This is a genomic window from Flintibacter muris (assembly GCF_943192995.1).
Lineage (GTDB): Bacteria > Bacillota > Clostridia > Oscillospirales > Oscillospiraceae > Lawsonibacter > Lawsonibacter muris.
This window is the reverse complement of sequence record NZ_CALPCP010000030.1, coordinates 1-16,703: the sequence shown is the minus strand read 5'-3', so window position 1 is coordinate 16,703 and position 16,703 is coordinate 1. Positions and strand designations below refer to the sequence as shown.

Here is a 16,703-nt window from a genome sequence, read left to right as displayed (position 1 = left end):
GTATCTCTCCTTTACCACTCCAGCAGCGCCCCGGCCCAGGTCAGGCCGCCGCCGAAGCCCACCGTCAGCACCCGCATTCCGGGGCGCAGCACCCCGCTCTGGACCAGTTCGTCTAGGGCAATGGGGATACTGGCGGCGGAGGTGTTGCCGTAGCGGTCCATATTTTTATAGAACAGGCCCTCCCGGGCCTTCAGCTTTTTGGCTACGTGGTCAACGATCCGGGCGTTGGCCTGGTGGCAGACCACCAGGTCCAGGTCGTTGACGGAGGACAGCCCCTCCTTCTCCAGCAGCTGGCGGATAGACTGCTCCACCACCTCCACGGCGAAGCGGAACACCGCCTTGCCGTCCATGTGGATAGCGGAGGGGACCGGTCCCGGCCCCTGGACCCGGATGCTGGACCGGTCCCCCCGGGAGCCGAAGACGGTGTGCCAGCTGCGCCCCTCCTCCCGGCTGACCACCGCCGCCCCCGCCCCGTCCCCAAAGAGGACGCAGGTGTTGCGGTTGGTGTGGTCCATCACCCGGCTGATGACCTCCGCTCCCACCACCAGAGCATAGGGGCGGGGGGCGTCGGCCAACAGGGCGTGGGCGGTGTGCAGGCCGTACAAAAACCCGGCGCAGGCGGCGTTCAGGTCAAAGCAAATGGTGTTCTCCATCAGCCCCAGCTCCCGCTGGAGCAGGCAGGCGGTGGAGGGGCTGGCGTGGTCGGGGGTAAATGTCCCCACCAGACACACCCCAATCTCCGCCGCTGTGACCCTCGCCCGGTCCATGGCCTGGCGGGCCGCGTTGACAGCCAGGTCCAGGCCGGTCTCGGTGGTGCAAAAATGGCGGCTGTGTATCCCGGTGCGGCTGAATACCCACTCGTCGCTGGTGTCCACCGCTTTGCTCAGTTCCTCATTGGTCACCACCCGGTCCGGAAGGCACCGTCCGGTGGCTAAAATCTGGGGCGCGCTCATGGCTCCTCCTTCTCCGCGGGGGGCAAGCCTTGTCCCATGGCGCGGAACATATCGTATCTCTGCTGGGCCAGGGCGGAACCCTTCATCCGGTCCAGAGCGGCCAGCTCCTTCCTGAGGGCGGCGTCCACCGTGCGGAACATAGCGTCCCAGTCGGTGTGGGCGCCCTCCTCCGGCTCCCGCAGCACGCCCTGGACAATCCCGCCCCGGCGCAGATCTTGGGCGGTGAGCTTCATCACCTTGCAGGCCTCCTCTGCCCGTCCGGCGTCCTTCCATAAAATGGAGGCAAAGCCCTCCGGGGACAGCACTGAGTACACCGCGTGCTCCAGCATGAGCACCCGGTTGGCCACAGCGAGAGCCAGGGCCCCGCCGCTGTTTCCCTCCCCGGTGATGACGGAGATGACAGGGACCTCCAGGGCGCTCATCAGAGCAAGACACTGGGCAATGGCCTCGCCCTGGCCCCGCTCCTCCGCCTCCTTGCCGGGGTAGGCCCCCGGCGTGTCCACAAAGGTGATGATGGGCCGGCCGAATTTTTCCGCCTGCTTCATCAGCCGCTGGGCCTTGCGATAGCCCTCGGGGGAGGGCATGCCAAAGTTGCAGCGGAGGTTTTCCTCCAGGTTTTTCCCCTTCCGGTGGCCAATAACGGTGACAGGCCGGCCGTGGAAGCGGGCGATACCGCCCAGAATGCTGGCGTCCTCGCCGCACAGGCGGTCGCCGCGCTGTTCAAAAAAGTCGGTAAACAGGGCGGCGATAAAGTCCGCCGTTCCGGGACGCTCCGGATGGCGGGCAATTTTTACCTTTTCTTCCGGTGTATAGCGGCTCATGTACGTCCCCCCTTCTCGTGGAGGGCCAGCAGCTGGGACAGGACGGTCCTCCATTCGCTCCGGGGAACAATCCGGTCCAGAAAGCCGTGGTCCAGCAGATATTCCGCCCGCTGAAAGCCCTCAGGCAGCTGTTCCTTGATGGTCTGCTCAATCACCCGAGGGCCAGCAAAGCCGATGAGTGCCTCGGGCTCAGACAGCATGATGTCCCCCAGGGAGGCGAAGCTGGCCGTCACCCCGCCGGTGGTGGGGTGAGTAAAGCAGGAGATGTAAAGCCCGCCCCGGCTCTGGAACCGCTGGATGGCGGCGGCGGTTTTGACCATCTGCATCAGGGAAAAAATCCCCTCCTGCATTCGGGCCCCGCCGCTGGCGGAGAAGATGACAAGGGGAAGACGCTTTCGGGCGGCGTACTCGGCGGCCCGGGTGATTTTCTCCCCCACCGCCGTGCCCATGCTGCCCATAAGAAAGTGGCTGTCCAGCACGGCGAAGACCGCCTTCCGGCCCTCAATTTTGCCCAGAGCGGCCACCGCCCCGTCCTTCAGGCCGGTCTCCTCCTCCAGCCTGGCCAGCTTGGCGGGGTAGCCGGGGAAGGACAGAGGGTCAGCGGGGGATACCTTCTCCTCCAGCTCCTGAAAGGAGCCGGGGTCCAGAATATTGGACAGGCGGTAGTAGGCGTCAATGGGCGCGTGAAACCCGCACCTGGGACAGACCTGCTGGGCCCGGTCCCACTCCAGATTGGCGCTCTCCGTCCCGCAGGAGGGGCACTTGGTCCGGCGGGAGGAGGTAATCTTCCCCTCCCGCATGGTCTGGTAGACCAGCAGCCGGTCCCGGCGGCGGGAAAATGTTCGATTCATGGCTCTCCCTCCATCAGGCGGTCACAGGTCCGGGCCAGCTCCAGCAGCCGGTCCAGGTTTTGCTCCAGAAACCCGGTGTCATACTGGCCTTGAACAAAGGCCCGGTCGTGCATAATCAGGTGGGCCAGGGGGGCGTTTGTGGGGTAGCCTTCAATAATCAGCTCCTCCAGCGCCCGGCGCATCCGGCGGATGGCCTCCAGCCGGGTGGGGGCGTGGGTGAGCACCTTGGCGGCCAGAGAGTCGTAGTAGGGGGGGACCTCATACCCGGTGTACAGGGCGGTATCCACCCGCACGCCCGGCCCGCCGGGCAGGTGTAAAAAGGTGGTAGTCCCCGGACAGGGCATAAAATCCCGCTCCGGGTCCTCGGCGTTGATGCGGCACTCGATAGCGTGGCCGCTCACCTTAATATCCTCCTGCTGGAAGGACAGAGGGAGGCCGGCGGCCACCCGAAGCTGTTCCTTCACCAGGTCAACGCCTGTGACCAGTTCGGTGACCGGGTGCTCCACCTGGATGCGGGTATTCATCTCGATAAAATAGAATTGGCCGTCGGGAGCCAGAACGAATTCCACCGTCCCCGCGCCCACATAACCCGCCGCCTGGGCGGCCGCCACGGCGGCCCGGCCCATCTCCTCCCGCAGCCGGGGGGTGAGGGCCCGGGAGGGGGATTCCTCCACCAGCTTCTGGCGGCGGCGCTGGATGGAGCAGTCCCGCTCCCCCAGGTGGACCACATGGCCCTGGGTGTCCGCCATAATCTGGAACTCAATGTGCCGGGGGTTGAGGATCAATTTCTCCAGATACATCTCCCCGTCCCCAAAGCAGGCCACAGCCTCGGCCTGGGCCTCTTTAAAGCGGAGCTCCAGCTCCTGGCCGGAGTCCACCTGGCGCATGCCCCGGCCCCCGCCGCCGGCGGAGGCCTTCAGCAGCACAGGATAGCCCACCTGTTCCGCCAAAGTCCTGGCCTGACGGGCATTTTTCACCGGCCCGTCAGAGCCGGGAACCACCGGCACTCCGGCGCCTTGGGCCAAAGTCCGGGCGGCGGCCTTGCTGCCCAGCTTTCGGATGACCTCTCCCGGGGGGCCGATAAACTTCAGGCCCGCCTGGACACACCGGTCGGCGAAGTCCGGGTTTTCCGACAGAAAACCGTAGCCGGGGTGGACAGCGTCGCAGCCGGTGGCCAGGGCGGCGGACAGGATGGCCTCCTGATTGAGGTAGCTGTCCGCCGCTTTGGCCGGGCCGATACACAAAGAGCGGGTGGCCAACTGGGCGTGGAGGGCGCTCTCGTCAGCCTGGGACCAGACGGCCACCGTCTCCACATCCAGCTCCCGGCAGGCCCGGATGATCCGCAGGGCGATTTCCCCCCGGTTGGCGATCAATACACGCTTCAACATGGTCTCACGTCCTCCGGATGCGGAACAGGGGAGCACCTACCCCCACCGCCTCGCCGTCCTGAACCAGGACCTCCTCCACCACGCAGTCGGCGGGAGCGGGGACCTCGCTCATCATCTTCATGGCCTCGATGAGACACAGGGTATCACCCTTCTTCACATGGGCTCCGGGGGTGACATAGGGGGGCTCCTCCGGAGCGGGGGCGGCGTAAAACACCCCCACCAGAGGGGCGGTGACCGCCTCCCCCTCCTCCCACGCCTCCTGGGGAGCGGGGGCCGGCGGGGCGGACAGGACCGGACCGGCGGCTGATACCACCGTCTGCTCCCGGCGAAGAGCCACCCGCTCCCCATCCTTCTCCCACTCCAGCGCCGTCAGCCCGGAGGCGGCAAAACGGTCCATCAGGCCATATAACTCCTTCAATTCCATATGCGGCCTCCCAGCCTGCTCAGGCCCTTTTGCTCTTGATGTAGTTCAGAATGTCCTGAACTGTGTGGATTTTCTCCAGGTCCTCGTCCTCGATGCCCACGCCCAGGCTCTCCTGAAGGGCCATGGACAGCTCCACAATCTCCAGGGAATCGGCCTCCAGGTCCTCAATCAGGTTGGTGTCCAGCTTGACGTCCTCCACGTTGCAGCTCAGGGTGTCCACAATAATGTCACGTACATTCTCGAAGGTGATTTCCATTTCAATCTACCGTCCTTTCAAAATTTTGGTATGCCGGCGGCGGCATAATTCTCAAGTATTTTATCTAAAAATTTTTAACTAAAATACTTGAAGTTTATTATATGGAATCCCGCCCCAATGTCAAGGGAAATTTTCCCGTCCATAGATTTTCTCTGTTTTTTACAATACACGGCCCGGTTTGTTCCCCTGTTTGTCGGGTAAAATCATCAACACTGAGGGGTTTGCCCCTGGGTGCGGCGGCAAAAAAATACCGCCAAGCCTTGAAAAATCAAAGCTTAACGGCATTGAAGCGCTGATTAAGAGTGGTCAAATTTTTCTCACCGGCTCCCGCCAGGGGACATCTTTCAGCTGTTCTCCGGCTTCCAGGGCCTCCACCCCTCCGGCGGTGAGGTCCAGGATGTGGGCGGTGAAATCCTGGGCCCGCTCCTCGGGGAGGAGGGCGGAGAGGACCACATCCGCGCCATAGTCTGTATGCTCCACAACGCCGCCGAAGGCGGACACCTCGCGGCGCATAGACTCAAACTGGGCATAGGTGCAGGGGACCTCCAGGGCCACCCAGCGGCGGACCACTGAGATACCGGAGGCGTCCAGGGCGTCCTTGGCGGACTGGGTATAGGCCCGGACCAGGCCGCCGGCGCCCAGGAGAACGCCGCCGAAGTAACGGGTGACTACGCAGACCACGTCGGTGACCTCCTCCCGCTGGAAGACGTTGAGCATGGGCTGGCCGGCGGTGCCCTGGGGCTCGCCGTCGTCAGAGTAGCGCTCCACACCACCCTGGCGCAGGCGGTAGCACCAGCAGTTGTGGCGGGCGTCGTAGTGCTTTTTTTTGGTCTCCTCAATGCGGGCGCGGGCCTCCTCCTCGGAGGAAACCCGCCACACCTGGCCGATAAACCGGGAACGTTTCTCCACCAGCTCCGTCTCGCTGTGGGCGGTGGGGATGTAATACTCTGTCATGGAAGTCACCTCAATCTGCGCGGCCGAACATCCCGACCTACAATATAATCTATCGTTGTTCCGTAAAAATCTGCCAATACAATTAAGAGATGCACCGGAATTTCTCGTTTCCCGGTTTCATAGTTGCTATATGTTCGCTGGTCGATTCCTAACAGCGCCGCAATTTCTTTCTGACTTTTATCAGAGTCCTGCCGCAGGTCCAGCATTCTGGGAAAATGCACAAAAACCACCTCAAAGCTATTATACTTACTATCAAATGATAGTGTTAATTTTACTATCAAATAATAGTAAAATAGCAGTGAGGTGATTAAAATGAGAGAGACTTATTGGCTGGAGGACTTTGAAGAAACCTGTCAGGATATCATGGAAGTCACAGTTCTTCTGGATGCGCTGTCAATGTATCTCATCAGCGGCGAGGACTTCAGCCACATTGACAGAGCGGATTATGTTCCCCTTGTATCCCGCCGCCTGTGCGGCTATCTGTCCCAGCACGCGCTGGATCTGCACAACCTGAAAAGGAGGCTGGACCCGGACCTGCAGCAAGCTTCAAAATTGCTGCCATCCAATCGTAGGGACGGCCTGTAGCCGCCCGCCTGTTACAGGCAGGCCCATTCGGTTCTGCGGGCAGCCAAAGGCCGCCCCTGCAGATGGCAGAAAATCTGGTGGCTGCGCCAGGACGGTGCAGCTGTCAAACGGAGGGAAACAGCAGGCCGGCCTTTTGCCTGGCCTGTTCCACCACTTCAACGGTGGTCCGGGTGATATCCAGGCGGCTGTACACCCCTGCATAGTCACCGGTCAGCAGCAGGGGGATGAGGCCCTGTATCTCGTAAAACCAGCGGTCGGGGTCGGGCTGGAGGTTGAAGGTCTCGTCCCGCCCTCCGGCGGCCACCCGCACCTCCGCCAGGCCATTGCTGCCGTCCTTGACATAGAGGAAGCCCTGTTCCCCCTCAATCTGATAGTAGCTGACGCCCCGGGCGTCCTTCGCCCCGGCCAGGGAGGCCCGGAAACCGGGGTAATCCATCTCCATAATGCCGGAGGTGTCAATGCCGTTTTCAAACAGGTTGGGCCGGTAAACCGCTGCCTCCGGCGGCCCGAAGAGGGCGGCGGTGAGATAGACGTTGTAGTAGTTGATATCCATCAGGCAGCCCCCGGCAAAGGCGGGGTTGAAGACGTTGCAGACCTCCCCCGCCCGCAGCCTGTCATACCGGGCGCTGTACTGGGTGTAGTTGCCCAGCACCAGCTTGACCGGGCCGATTTTGGGCAGATTTTCCTGCAAAATCCGATAATTGGGCAAAAATGTGGTGGGGACCGCCTCTACCAGGAACAGCCGCCGCTCCTTCGCCAGTCCGGCCAGCTCCCGGACCTGCTCTCCCCGGGTGCAGAAGGGTTTTTCACAGATGACATGCTTGCCCGCCAGCAGGGCCTGTCTGGTCTGTTGGTAGTGCAGCAGGTTGGGGGAGGCGATATACACCGTGTTGACCTGGCTGTCCGCCAGCAGGGCGTCTAAATCGGTAAAAACCTTCTGTGCGCCGTACCGGTCTGCCAGCTGCCTGCCGGTCTCCTCTCTGCGGGAATATACTGCCTCCAGGCGGATGCCCTCTGTCCGCGCCGCGCCGTCCAGAATGCTGTGAACAATGGCACCTGAGCCGATGGTGGCCAGCCTGACTTCATTCATTTCCATTCCCTCCGTGGGATTGGGCCACCGCGGTGGCCTCCTCCAGAATTTCCAGAACCCGGACAACCTCCTCGTCCCGGACGCACTTCTCGCCGCCTTGTTCAATGGCGTTGATAAGGCTGTCATAGATCCGCTCATAGTGGGCGCAGCCCACAGGGACCCTTTCGGTAACCGGATTGCCCGATCCGTCCCGGTAAACCAGGGTGCCCCACCGGTCCTCCGGGGCCATGGCGGTGCTGACGGTATGCCGCCCCACCGCCTTGGCCTTTCCCGAGTTGTGGATCACCGGGGGCAGGGTAAAGGAGCCGTTGGTGCCGTGGAGGGTAAAGCGGGGGTAGTCGATCTGAACGCACATGCTGGTGTTGACCGAAGCCTTGCAGTTTCCATAGAAGAACTCCAGGTCGTAATAGTCGTCCCCCGCGCCCGGGTGGTGGATGGAGCGCACGTCAAAGTGTGTGCGCTCCGGCATACCCAGCAGGCTGACAATCTGGTCAATCTGGTGGACGGCCAGGTTGTACAAGGTACCCAGGTGGTCGTACCAGCCGTTGGGGCGGAAATAGTCGTAGTGGCTCTCCAGCCGAACCAGCTGGCCCAGCTTGCCGCTCTGGACCACCTCCTTGACGGCCAGGAAGTCAGCGTCAAACCGGCGGTTCTGGTTGGGCATGCAGACCAGCCCCTTCTCCCTGGCCAGGGCAAAGACCTCCCGGGCCTGAGCCGCCGTGGGGGCAAAGGGCTTTTCCACCAGAGCGTGCTTGCCGGCATTGAGAATCTGCCTGGCGTAGGGGACGTGGAACCGGTCCGGGGTGTTGACCACCACCAGGTTCACCTGGGGGTCTGTCAGGACCCGGTCCAGGTCGTCCGTAAAGGTGAGCTCCGGGTAAAAGGGCTCGTATTCGGCGAACTGAGGGGCGTCCTCCTTCCGGCGGAAGACGTATTTCACCCGGATATCCTCCCGATGCTCCACGTAGGGGATGTGGTACTCCCGTACACTGACACCAAAGCCGATATAGGCGACGGTAAGCATGGTTCCGCCTCCTTACGCCTTCTCCGCCAAGCGGCGCTTTCTGGCCCGCTGGAGGTTCTCTTTAATCACCGGGCCCACCGTCTGGATGAGGATGACCACAATGAGCACCAGGCCCTGGAAGGTGTCCTGAATATCCACGCTGAGGCCGGGGATGGATACAATGATAAAGTTGATGGTGGTGTAGGACAGAGCGCCGAAGATCACGCCTACCATGTTGCCCTTACCGCCCGCCATGCTCACGCCGGCCAGCACCACCGAGGCAATGGCGTACATCTCGTAGCTGACACCGGAGGAGGCGGGGGTGACGTTGCCGATTTTGCAGGCCTGGAGCATGCTGGCCACCCCCACGCAGATACCGGTGAGGATAAAGACGGAAATCTTCACCCAGGTAACGTTGATGCCCGCCAGCCGGGCGCTCTTCTCGTTGGAGCCCACGGCGTAGATGGTCTTGCCGTACTTGGTCTTTTTGGAGATGACGATAAACAAAATGGCCATCAGCAAAAAGACAAAGGTGATGTAGGGGATGGAAAAGCCGCCGAAGGCCAGCTTGCCGGTGCCGAATTTCATGCGCAGGAACTCATACTTGCTGTTGGAGCTGAGCATGGCGAACTGGCTGGAGGAGGAGCCGCTGATAGCCGGGTCAATCTTCCGCACCACCGACAATGTGAGGGAGCGGTAGATGAGCATGGTGCCCAGAGTGACCACAAAGGGGGGCATTTTGCCAAAGCCCACCAGCAGGCCGTTCACCGCCCCGCACAGCGCGCCGGTAATCACGGCGGCCAGCGCCATGAGCAGGATGGAGTTTGTGGTGTTGAACACGATAATGGTCACGCCGGTACACAGCACCAGCTGAGAGCCCACCGACAGGTCGATCTGCCCGGTGATGATGACAAAGGCCATACCCAGGGCGATAGTGCCCACAATCACGGTGTTCTGGCTGGAGAGGATGGCGGCGATATGGCTCCACTTAAAGGCGTTGCCGTTGGAGCTGATGGTAAATGCGTAGCCGATCATGATGATGAACAGCACAAAGATAAAGCTGTATTGGGACCAGACCCGTCCCAGCGTCCCGCCGAAGCCTTTTTTCTGATTCATGATTTTGCCTCCTCACTGGTCTCAACCGCGTTGGTGGAGTAGAGCATAACGTCCCGCTCGTTTACCTCGGCGTGTTGGAAGGTCTTGACAATATGTCCCTCATAGAACACAACGCAGCGATCAGCCACCTTTTGAATCTCGGGGATCTCCAGGGTGTTGATGATAACGGTCTTGCCTGCCTGGGCAAAGCTAAGGATCAGGCGGTAGATTTCCTCTTTGGCTCCCACGTCCACCCCCTGGGTGGGGTTGTCAAAGAGAAGCACGTCGGCCCCGATATTCAGCCATCGGGCCAGAAAGACCTTCTGCTGGTTGCCGCCGGACAAGGACAGAATGCTGTCAGAGCTGTCACCCGCCTTGATGCGCAGGCTCTCCTTCTGGGCGGCGTAACGGCCGGCCTCATCCTTTCCCTTGATGAAGGGCTGCCTTCCGGACAGCTCGTGCTCAGCCAGATAGAAGTTCTCCAGAATACTCATATCAGGCACCACCGAGTTCTCCTTCCGGTTGGCGGGGAGCATGGCCACGCCGTTTTTCATAAACCGGACAATGCTGCCGTCCATGTTTTTGCCGTTGACCCGCATGGAGCCCCCCTCGGCGGGGAGGGCGCCGAACATGGTCTGCATCAGCTCGCTGGCCCCGCAGCCGGCCAGGCCGGTGAAGGCCACAATTTCCCCCCGCTTTACCTCCAGGTTGATACCGGCAAAGCCCTGGCCGGTATAGCCCTTCAGTTCCAGAATGGTGTCCCCCAGCTTACGGGGGAGGTAGACATCCTCGTCCACATACTGGCTGCCCACCATGGCGGAGGTGATGGCGTGGGGGTCGGTGTCCTTTATATATCCGGAGGAAATGAACTCTCCGTTTCGCAGTACTGTATACCGGTCGGCAATGGCAAAAATCTCGGGCATCTTGTGCGAAATGAAGATGAAGGATTTCCCCTGTGCTTTCAGCTTTCGTAAAATACCAAACAGGTGGTCGATTTCGTTGTTAGACAAAGCCGTGGTGGGCTCGTCCAGAATGAGGAGCTTGGCGTCTACATAGAGGGCGCGGCAAATCTCCAGCAGCTGCTTTTCGCTGGTTTTCAGTTCAGACACCATGGCGGTGGGGTCGATATCCACCCCCAGGTCCACAAATAATTGCCGGGCCCTGGCCACCTGCTCCTTCTGCCGCAGCAGGCCGAACCGGGTCAGCTCCCGGCACAAAAAGATGTTGTCAGCCACAGTCAGGTCATTGATGACGTTCAGCTCCTGGTGGACAAAGGCGATGCCCGCCGCCTCCATCTGCTGGATGGTGGGGGTGGGGTAATCTCTGCCGTCAAAGGTGATGGTTCCGGTATCCGCCGGAATCACGCCGGTGAGAATGTTCATCAGGGTGGATTTACCGGCCCCGTTTTCCCCCAGCAGGGCGTGGATTTCTCCCGCCTCCACGCTCAGGTGGATGTCAGACAGGGCCTGGGAGCCGCCAAATGCCTTTGACACATGGTTCATTTCAAGGATAGTCATACGCAGTCTCCTTGTTGTGTTTGCAGGGGGTGCCGCCCCGGTGTCCCGCTGTTGGACAGGCGGCCCCTACAGGATGATGATATCAAGGAGCGGACGCGGGGCGAACCCCGCATCCGCTCCATAGGTTGCTTATGTTGGCTGGGTTTTCAGGGATTCAGTGGCCCTGGAAGCCCTCGAACTGGCTGACGTTGTTGGCATCCACGATCCACACGGGCTGATACTCGCCGGAGCCAACCTCATAATTCCAGTTGCCGCCGAGGTACTCCAGGCCCTTCTCGATGATGTCCTGCATCATCTTGGGGCTGAAATACATGGACATCATGTCGTCAAAGTACTGCTTGGCCAGGGCGGACTGGTCGTCGGCGCCGGCCATCACGTCGTAGAGCTCCTGCATGCCGCCAATGGCGGAGATGTACACATCCATGGCCTCCAAGTCGGCCAGGGTGGCGGCGGAAGCGCCGGCCTCCAGGTAGTTGAGCACGCCGAAGGTCATCTCGTCGTCCATGGAGTAGATGTACAGCTTGCCGTTGTTGGCCTTGGCGGCGGCCACGATCTCATCAAACTTCTGCTCGATGTAGCTGTAGGCACCGTCGGCAGACCAGTTGCACACCACGGTGTAGCCGTTGAAGACGGCGTCCAGCTGCTCCTGGGTCCAGGTCTCAGTGGTCTTGTAGCTGCCGGTCTGGGCGTCCTGATACTCCACCTCGCCCTTCAGGAACTGCTCAAAGCCTTCCTGGCGGCGGGAGCAGACGGTACCGTTGTCGCCGTAGAGCACCACCACGGTGTCGCCGGGCTGCATGCCGTTCTTCTGGAGCCAGTAGGCGATACCTGCGCCGCACTGCCAGTTGTCGCCGGAGGCGTTGAGGATGGCGTACTTCTCGGTGGCCTCAATGATGCGGTCGAAGGAGATGAAGGGGATGCCCTCGGCGTACAGGGCCTCCTGGCCGGCCTGGGCGGAGTCGTCCAGGGCCATCATGACAACCAGGGCGGCGTCATCGTTGGCGATAATGGTCTGGCAGTGGTCCACCTGCTCCTCACCGGAGGAGGCGGGGATGTAGGTAGCCTTATACTGGCCGGCAGCGGTGATCTCGTCACACTTGGCCTGGGCATAGGCGCCGGCCTGGGCGGTCCAGCCGTGGTCAGGGGTGGGGCCCAGCACATAGACGGTGTTCTTGCCGTTGTTGCCAGCGGGAGCGGGAGTGGACACGGCGGGCTGTCCGGAGCCGCTGCTCTTGTTGGCGCTGGTCTGTCCGCCGCTGCCGCAGGCCGTCAGCGACAGGGACATAGCAAGTGTCAGCGCGAGTGCTACGATCTTTTTCATTGTTCTTCCTCCATAAAATATAGTTTTATAACAACCGCAGTGTGCGGCTATTATCCAAAGTGGTTACAGCTCCACCTCCACGGGACGCCCCTCCTCGGAGGAGCGGATGGAGGCGAAAACCGCCTTCATGGATCGAATCACGTCGCCGGCGTCCAGCACGCTGGGCCGGTTTTGGGACACCGCCTCCACAAACTCGTCGATCACGCCGGAGGCTGTCTGGTCGTCGTTGGTCTGGATCTTCTCCAAGTCGTAATGGGTAACCTCCCCCTTTTGGGAGATGACCGTGATGGTGTGAACAGGGTCGTCATAGATGCGCATGATGCCCTGGGTGCCGTAGAGGATGGTGGAGTTGTCCTCCATCCCGTAGTGGGTCCAGCTGGCCGTCATGGTGCCAAAGGCGCCGCCTGAGGTTTCGTAGATGCAGATGGCGTTGTCGTCTACGCCAATGAACTGGCCGTCCGCCCCCCGCTTGTCCAGGGTGAGCAGCCGGGCGGTGGTGCGGACAATGTCCTGGCCCAGGATGTAGCGCAGCATGTCGGTCTTGTGGATGCCCAGATCGGCCATAGCCCCCATGGCGGCCCGCTTTTTGTCAAAAAACCAGGTGTTGTTCCCCGGAGTGATGGACCAGGTTTCCGGCCCGCCGTGGCCAAAGGTGGTGCGGAAGGTGACCACCTTGCCGATCTCCCCCGCCTCCAGCAGTTCCTTGGCCTTGACATGGGCCTTGGCCAGCCGCTGGTTCTGGCCAATGAGCAGCCGTTTTCCGGCCTTGTCCGCCTCGGCCAGCATGGCCTCGCATTCGGCCAGGGTGACGGCCATGGGCTTTTCGCACAGCACATGCTTGCCCGCCTGGAGGGCGGCAATAGCCAGCTCCGCGTGGGCGTGGTTGGCCACACAGACGGACACCCCTTCAATGTCGGGGTCGGCCAGCAGTTCCTGGGCGGAGGAATAGGCCTTGCCGTTATACTTGGCGGCGATCTCCCCGGTCCGCTGGGCGTCCATGTCGAAGAAGCCGGTCAGTTTCGCGCCCTGATTGGCGGCGTACTCCGGGATGTGCCTGACCTGAGCGATCTTACCGCAGCCTAATACACCAATATTGAGCATAATTATCTCTCCTTTTATTTAAATCATCACGGTTGGATTCAATACCGCCGCCGATTCCCGCTCCACCAGCTGGTGGGGGACAAAAGCGTGGTCGGCAAGGGCACCCTTTCCGCACTGGAGTCCATTCAGGATGAGCTCCACGCTCCGCCGGCCCATTTCGTGACAGGGCTGAGCCACGGTGGTCAGGTAGGGGTGGACCATGGCGGTGTAGTCCACATCATCAAAGCCGGTGACTGTCAGGTCGCCGGGGACATTCAGCCCCAGCTCCTGGGCCGCCGAAATGGCGCTGAGGGCCAGAATGTCAGAGATACAAAAGATGGCTGTAGGCCGTGGTTCCACAGCCAGAAGGGCCCGGGCGGCCTCCTGTCCGGAGGCGAAGGAGTAGACGGCGTCGGCCTGCGCGTACCAGCTTTGGGAGACGGCCAGCCCCGCCTGGGCCATGGCGTCCAGGTAGCCCTCCCGGCGCAGCCGGGTAGAGATGTACTGGTTGTCCGCCCCCAGCATGGCAATGCGCTCATGGCCGAGATTTTGGAGATAGGTCACCATCTCCAGCGCGGCCCCGTAGTTATCGATCGACACCGAGGGGCACTCAAGGCCGGGGACGTATTCGCAGCACTGGACAATGGGGAAGCCCTCGGCAAAGCGGCCCAGCCAGTCGTAATCCTGACAGCAGCCCAGAAGGATAGCGCCGTCCGCCCGGTGGCTCTCCAGCATTTTGAGAAAGTGCCGCTCACCGTTGGCGTGGCCCAGGGTGTTGCAGATGAGCACGCTGTATTCCAGCTCCCAGGCCCGGTCTCCGATGCCGGTGAGGATGTGGGAGTAGTAGGGGTTGGAGAAGTTGGGAGCCAAGGCCAGAATCACCCGGCTCTCGTTGCGCCGCAGGTTCCGGGCCGACTGGTTGGGCACATAGCGCAGCGCCTCAATGGCCTCCCGCACCCGCTGGGCGGTGGCGGGCTTGACCGCCGGGCTGTTGTTCAGGGTCCGGGACACCGTGGCCACCGAGACCCCGGCCCGCTGGGCGACCTGCTCGATGGTAACCATAGTGAACCGCCTCCGTCTGCCTGCAAAATGTAATCCATTACATTTTCCTGATATGTCTATGATAACAGTTTACCCCCCTGGATGTCAAATATCTTTTGTGCAGTTTTGTAAATTTGTATGCTTTGGCAAATTTCAGGCTGAAATTTGTGTGCTTTGACGAATCTAATAATTTCACTTGACAAAAGTTCCATTTCCATTTAGGCTGAAAACACAAAATGAGAAAAAGGAGCGTGGTCCCATGATTCAATTCGGTCTGCTGACCGCTATTTTGGACGGCTGGTCCTATGAGGAGGCTGTGGACATTGCCGCCGGGCTGGGCTTCCAGTGTCTTGAGGTGGCCTGCTGGCCCGCCGGCAAGGCGGAGCGCCGGTATGCCGGCGTGTCCCATATCGACGCGGAGCGGGTGCTGGAGGACGGTGCCTATGCCCAGCATGTGCTGGACTGTATAGCCAATAAGGAGATGCACATCTCCTCCCTGGCCTACTACCCCAACACCATGGACCCGGACCTGGAGAAGAGAGAGGCGGCCATCAACCATCTGAAGGCGCTGATTAAGACCTCGGCCAGGCTGGGCGTAAACATGGTGACCACCTTTATCGGCTGTGACCAGTACAAGACGGTGGAGGAGAACATTGCGCTGTTCCAGGAGATCTGGCCCCCCATCATCCGCCTGGCGGAGGAGCAGGGCGTGAAGATCGCCATTGAGAACTGCCCCATGCTCTTTGGCCCGGACCAGTGGCCCAATGGCCAGAATCTGATGCGCTCCCCGGTGATCTACCGCAGGCTGTTTGAACTGATTCCCTCCCCTAATTTCGGGCTGAACTTTGATCCCAGCCACTATGTTTGGCAGGGGATGGACTATATCAAAACCATTTACGACTTTAAAGACCGGCTGTTCCATGTCCATTTCAAGGACATCAAGCTCTACCCGGAGAAGCTGGCCGAGTGCGGCACCATGGCCTACCCCCTGGACTATATGTCCCCCAAGCTCCCTGGTTTGGGCGATGTGGACTGGGGCCGGTTTGTCTCCGCCCTCAACGACATCCGCTACAGCGGCGACGCCGTGATTGAAGTGGAGGACAAGGCCTTTGAGGGCAGCCGGGAGGACATTCTCAAGTCCATCCAGCTCTCTAAGCGGTATCTGGACAATTTTATTATTTGAGGCGTATGAGCACAAAAAGGAGGCGTCCCCTGTGTGGAGCATACCCGCTTTTTCAAGCAGCTGTCCCAGCAGTGGCAGAAGCTGCTTGCTCAATCCAGAGGACGGGAACGGAAGGGGGCCCTGCGGCTGCTGGACGAGATCGTGCGGGACGTCAATGCCTCTGTGTGAGGAGACTCTCTCCCTGGCGGCGGAAAACGGACGAACAGACCCGGACAGCATCCGGCAGTGCTACTACATGATAACCAAAAAGAAATTCCGGCCAAATCCTTTGCTACATAAAACGACATGAAATAAATGAAAAATAATGGAATAGAATCAAGACCTTGTTTCCACCGGAAAGGAAATCGCAAGTAGGTCGGCCAGGGAAAAGCAATCGAGAGATGCTTAATGCAATCCTGTTACTGGCTGAATACTGGGATTCCATGGCGAGATTTACCAGAGCGGTTCGGACCGTGGCAAAGCGTATACAGCCAGTTTCGTGCGTGGACGAAGGCTGGTGTATGGGAACGGATTCTTTCAGCCCTGATTGAGCAGGACCTGGTGGACGAAACGACGCTGATGCTGGACAGCACAACGGTCAAAGTTCACCAGCATGCCAGCGGGGCTAAAAAGGGGATACCACGAAGAAACCGGACGGAGCAGAGGAGGCCTGACAACGAAAGTCCATGCGGTAACGGATGGGCTTGGGAATCCATTGCGTTTTTTGCTCTCCAGCGGGAATTGCAATGACATCTGCATGGCACAGGCCCTGCTGGAACCGTTTGACCTGAGAGGTAAGCTGATTCTGGCCGATAAAGGTTATGACAGCGACAAGTTTGTTCGCTGGGTGGAAGAACGGGGCGGGATTGTGGTTGTTCCCAGCCGTGTCAACGCAAAGCGTCCCAGGCCTACAGACTGGCATACTTACAAGGAGCGCCATCTTGTGGAGAAGCTGTTCCTCAAGCTCAAAAACAACCGCCGTTTTGCCACCAGATATGAGAAGAAGGCCCTCTATTTTCATGCGGTCGTCACCCTTGCTTGCTCCCTCGTTTGGTTACTCTGATAGTTTTAAAACAGGCTCTAGCACTCTACCAAGTTAGGAATTAGAAGATGATAGGGTATAGTTTTCTGAGTTTGCACCTGGCGTCATCAGAGGAAAATC

The 16,703-nt window shown here is 60.3% G+C and carries 19 protein-coding genes and 1 pseudogene; 5 read left to right on the top strand and 15 right to left on the bottom strand.

Going from position 1 to position 16,703, the window contains the following annotated elements; genetic code table 11:
* Positions 1–11 precede the first annotated feature (11 nt).
* From NFS22_RS17350 to NFS22_RS17315, 8 genes are all read right to left on the bottom strand, one after another.
* Positions 12–953 carry a beta-ketoacyl-ACP synthase III gene (locus tag NFS22_RS17350; protein WP_251318962.1) on the bottom strand — a complete coding sequence of 314 codons (942 nt, stop codon included), beginning with the start codon at positions 951–953 and terminating at the stop codon, positions 12–14.
* Positions 950–1,774, bottom strand: a complete 825-nt coding sequence (locus tag NFS22_RS17345) for an acetyl-CoA carboxylase carboxyltransferase subunit alpha (protein ID WP_251318961.1) — start codon at positions 1,772–1,774, stop codon at positions 950–952. The genes NFS22_RS17350 and NFS22_RS17345 overlap by 4 nt, the downstream gene beginning before the upstream one ends.
* Entirely contained in the window at positions 1,771–2,625 is an 855-nt protein-coding gene (accD, locus tag NFS22_RS17340; RefSeq protein ID WP_251318960.1) for an acetyl-CoA carboxylase, carboxyltransferase subunit beta, read from the bottom strand. The genes NFS22_RS17345 and accD overlap by 4 nt, the downstream gene beginning before the upstream one ends.
* Positions 2,622–4,013 (bottom strand): acetyl-CoA carboxylase biotin carboxylase subunit, encoded by a 1,392-nt coding sequence (gene accC, locus NFS22_RS17335; protein ID WP_251318959.1) that lies wholly within the window; start codon positions 4,011–4,013, stop codon positions 2,622–2,624. Before accC ends, accD begins: the two co-directional genes overlap by 4 nt.
* 4 nt (positions 4,014–4,017) lie before the next feature.
* Positions 4,018–4,437, bottom strand: a complete 420-nt coding sequence (locus NFS22_RS17330; protein WP_251318958.1) for an acetyl-CoA carboxylase biotin carboxyl carrier protein — start codon at positions 4,435–4,437, stop codon at positions 4,018–4,020.
* Positions 4,438–4,456: 19 nt separating this feature from the next.
* Positions 4,457–4,693, bottom strand: a complete 237-nt coding sequence (gene acpP, locus NFS22_RS17325) for an acyl carrier protein (protein WP_338147992.1) — start codon at positions 4,691–4,693, stop codon at positions 4,457–4,459.
* A 306-nt stretch (positions 4,694–4,999) separates the two neighbouring features.
* Positions 5,000–5,647 carry a YigZ family protein gene (locus tag NFS22_RS17320; protein WP_251318957.1) on the bottom strand — a complete coding sequence of 216 codons (648 nt, stop codon included), beginning with the start codon at positions 5,645–5,647 and terminating at the stop codon, positions 5,000–5,002.
* A 5-nt stretch (positions 5,648–5,652) separates the two neighbouring features.
* Positions 5,653–5,853, bottom strand: a complete 201-nt coding sequence (locus tag NFS22_RS17315) for a helix-turn-helix domain-containing protein (protein WP_338147997.1) — start codon at positions 5,851–5,853, stop codon at positions 5,653–5,655.
* Between the two features lie 106 nt (positions 5,854–5,959).
* Here NFS22_RS17315 and NFS22_RS17310 point away from each other — a divergent pair, with 106 nt between their 5' ends.
* Positions 5,960–6,232, top strand: coding sequence for a hypothetical protein (locus NFS22_RS17310; RefSeq protein WP_251318955.1), 273 nt, complete (start codon positions 5,960–5,962; stop codon positions 6,230–6,232).
* A 103-nt stretch (positions 6,233–6,335) separates the two neighbouring features.
* Here the strand turns inward: NFS22_RS17310 and NFS22_RS17305 are convergent, their stop codons facing one another.
* The 7 genes from NFS22_RS17305 to NFS22_RS17275 all read right to left on the bottom strand — a co-directional run bounded on the left by NFS22_RS17305 (position 6,336) and on the right by NFS22_RS17275 (position 14,400).
* The gene (locus NFS22_RS17305; protein WP_251318954.1) at positions 6,336–7,322 is read right to left on the bottom strand and encodes a Gfo/Idh/MocA family protein; all 987 of its coding nucleotides are present in this window, start codon (positions 7,320–7,322) and stop codon (positions 6,336–6,338) included.
* The gene (locus tag NFS22_RS17300) at positions 7,315–8,346 is read right to left on the bottom strand and encodes a Gfo/Idh/MocA family oxidoreductase (protein WP_251318953.1); all 1,032 of its coding nucleotides are present in this window, start codon (positions 8,344–8,346) and stop codon (positions 7,315–7,317) included. The genes NFS22_RS17305 and NFS22_RS17300 overlap by 8 nt, the downstream gene beginning before the upstream one ends.
* Before the next feature lie 12 nt (positions 8,347–8,358).
* Complete coding sequence (locus NFS22_RS17295) at positions 8,359–9,441, bottom strand: ABC transporter permease (protein ID WP_251318952.1); 1,083 nt, start codon at positions 9,439–9,441, stop codon at positions 8,359–8,361.
* Positions 9,438–10,937, bottom strand: coding sequence for a sugar ABC transporter ATP-binding protein (locus NFS22_RS17290; protein WP_251318951.1), 1,500 nt, complete (start codon positions 10,935–10,937; stop codon positions 9,438–9,440). The genes NFS22_RS17295 and NFS22_RS17290 overlap by 4 nt, the downstream gene beginning before the upstream one ends.
* Positions 10,938–11,091: 154 nt before the next feature.
* The gene (locus NFS22_RS17285; RefSeq protein ID WP_251318950.1) at positions 11,092–12,258 is read right to left on the bottom strand and encodes a sugar ABC transporter substrate-binding protein; all 1,167 of its coding nucleotides are present in this window, start codon (positions 12,256–12,258) and stop codon (positions 11,092–11,094) included.
* A gap of 63 nt (positions 12,259–12,321) precedes the next feature.
* On the bottom strand, positions 12,322–13,359 hold the full coding sequence (locus tag NFS22_RS17280; protein ID WP_251318949.1) for a Gfo/Idh/MocA family protein: 1,038 nt from the start codon (positions 13,357–13,359) through the stop codon (positions 12,322–12,324).
* An 18-nt stretch (positions 13,360–13,377) separates the two neighbouring features.
* On the bottom strand, positions 13,378–14,400 hold the full coding sequence (locus NFS22_RS17275; RefSeq protein ID WP_251318948.1) for a LacI family DNA-binding transcriptional regulator: 1,023 nt from the start codon (positions 14,398–14,400) through the stop codon (positions 13,378–13,380).
* A gap of 241 nt (positions 14,401–14,641) precedes the next feature.
* Between NFS22_RS17275 and NFS22_RS17270 the strand changes: the two genes are divergently transcribed.
* The 4 genes and pseudogenes from NFS22_RS17270 (at position 14,642) to NFS22_RS17265 (ending at position 16,604) form a co-directional block, all read left to right on the top strand.
* Positions 14,642–15,562 carry a sugar phosphate isomerase/epimerase family protein gene (locus NFS22_RS17270; RefSeq protein ID WP_251318985.1) on the top strand — a complete coding sequence of 307 codons (921 nt, stop codon included), beginning with the start codon at positions 14,642–14,644 and terminating at the stop codon, positions 15,560–15,562.
* 33 nt (positions 15,563–15,595) lie between these two features.
* Positions 15,596–15,730, top strand: coding sequence for a hypothetical protein (locus NFS22_RS23785; RefSeq protein ID WP_277614843.1), 135 nt, complete (start codon positions 15,596–15,598; stop codon positions 15,728–15,730).
* 219 nt (positions 15,731–15,949) lie between these two features.
* Positions 15,950–16,063, top strand: a pseudogene (locus tag NFS22_RS24145) (transposase); the annotation flags it as partial.
* A gap of 91 nt (positions 16,064–16,154) precedes the next feature.
* Positions 16,155–16,604 carry an IS5 family transposase gene (locus NFS22_RS17265; RefSeq protein WP_251318947.1) on the top strand — a complete coding sequence of 150 codons (450 nt, stop codon included), beginning with the start codon at positions 16,155–16,157 and terminating at the stop codon, positions 16,602–16,604.
* Positions 16,605–16,703 lie beyond the last annotated feature (99 nt).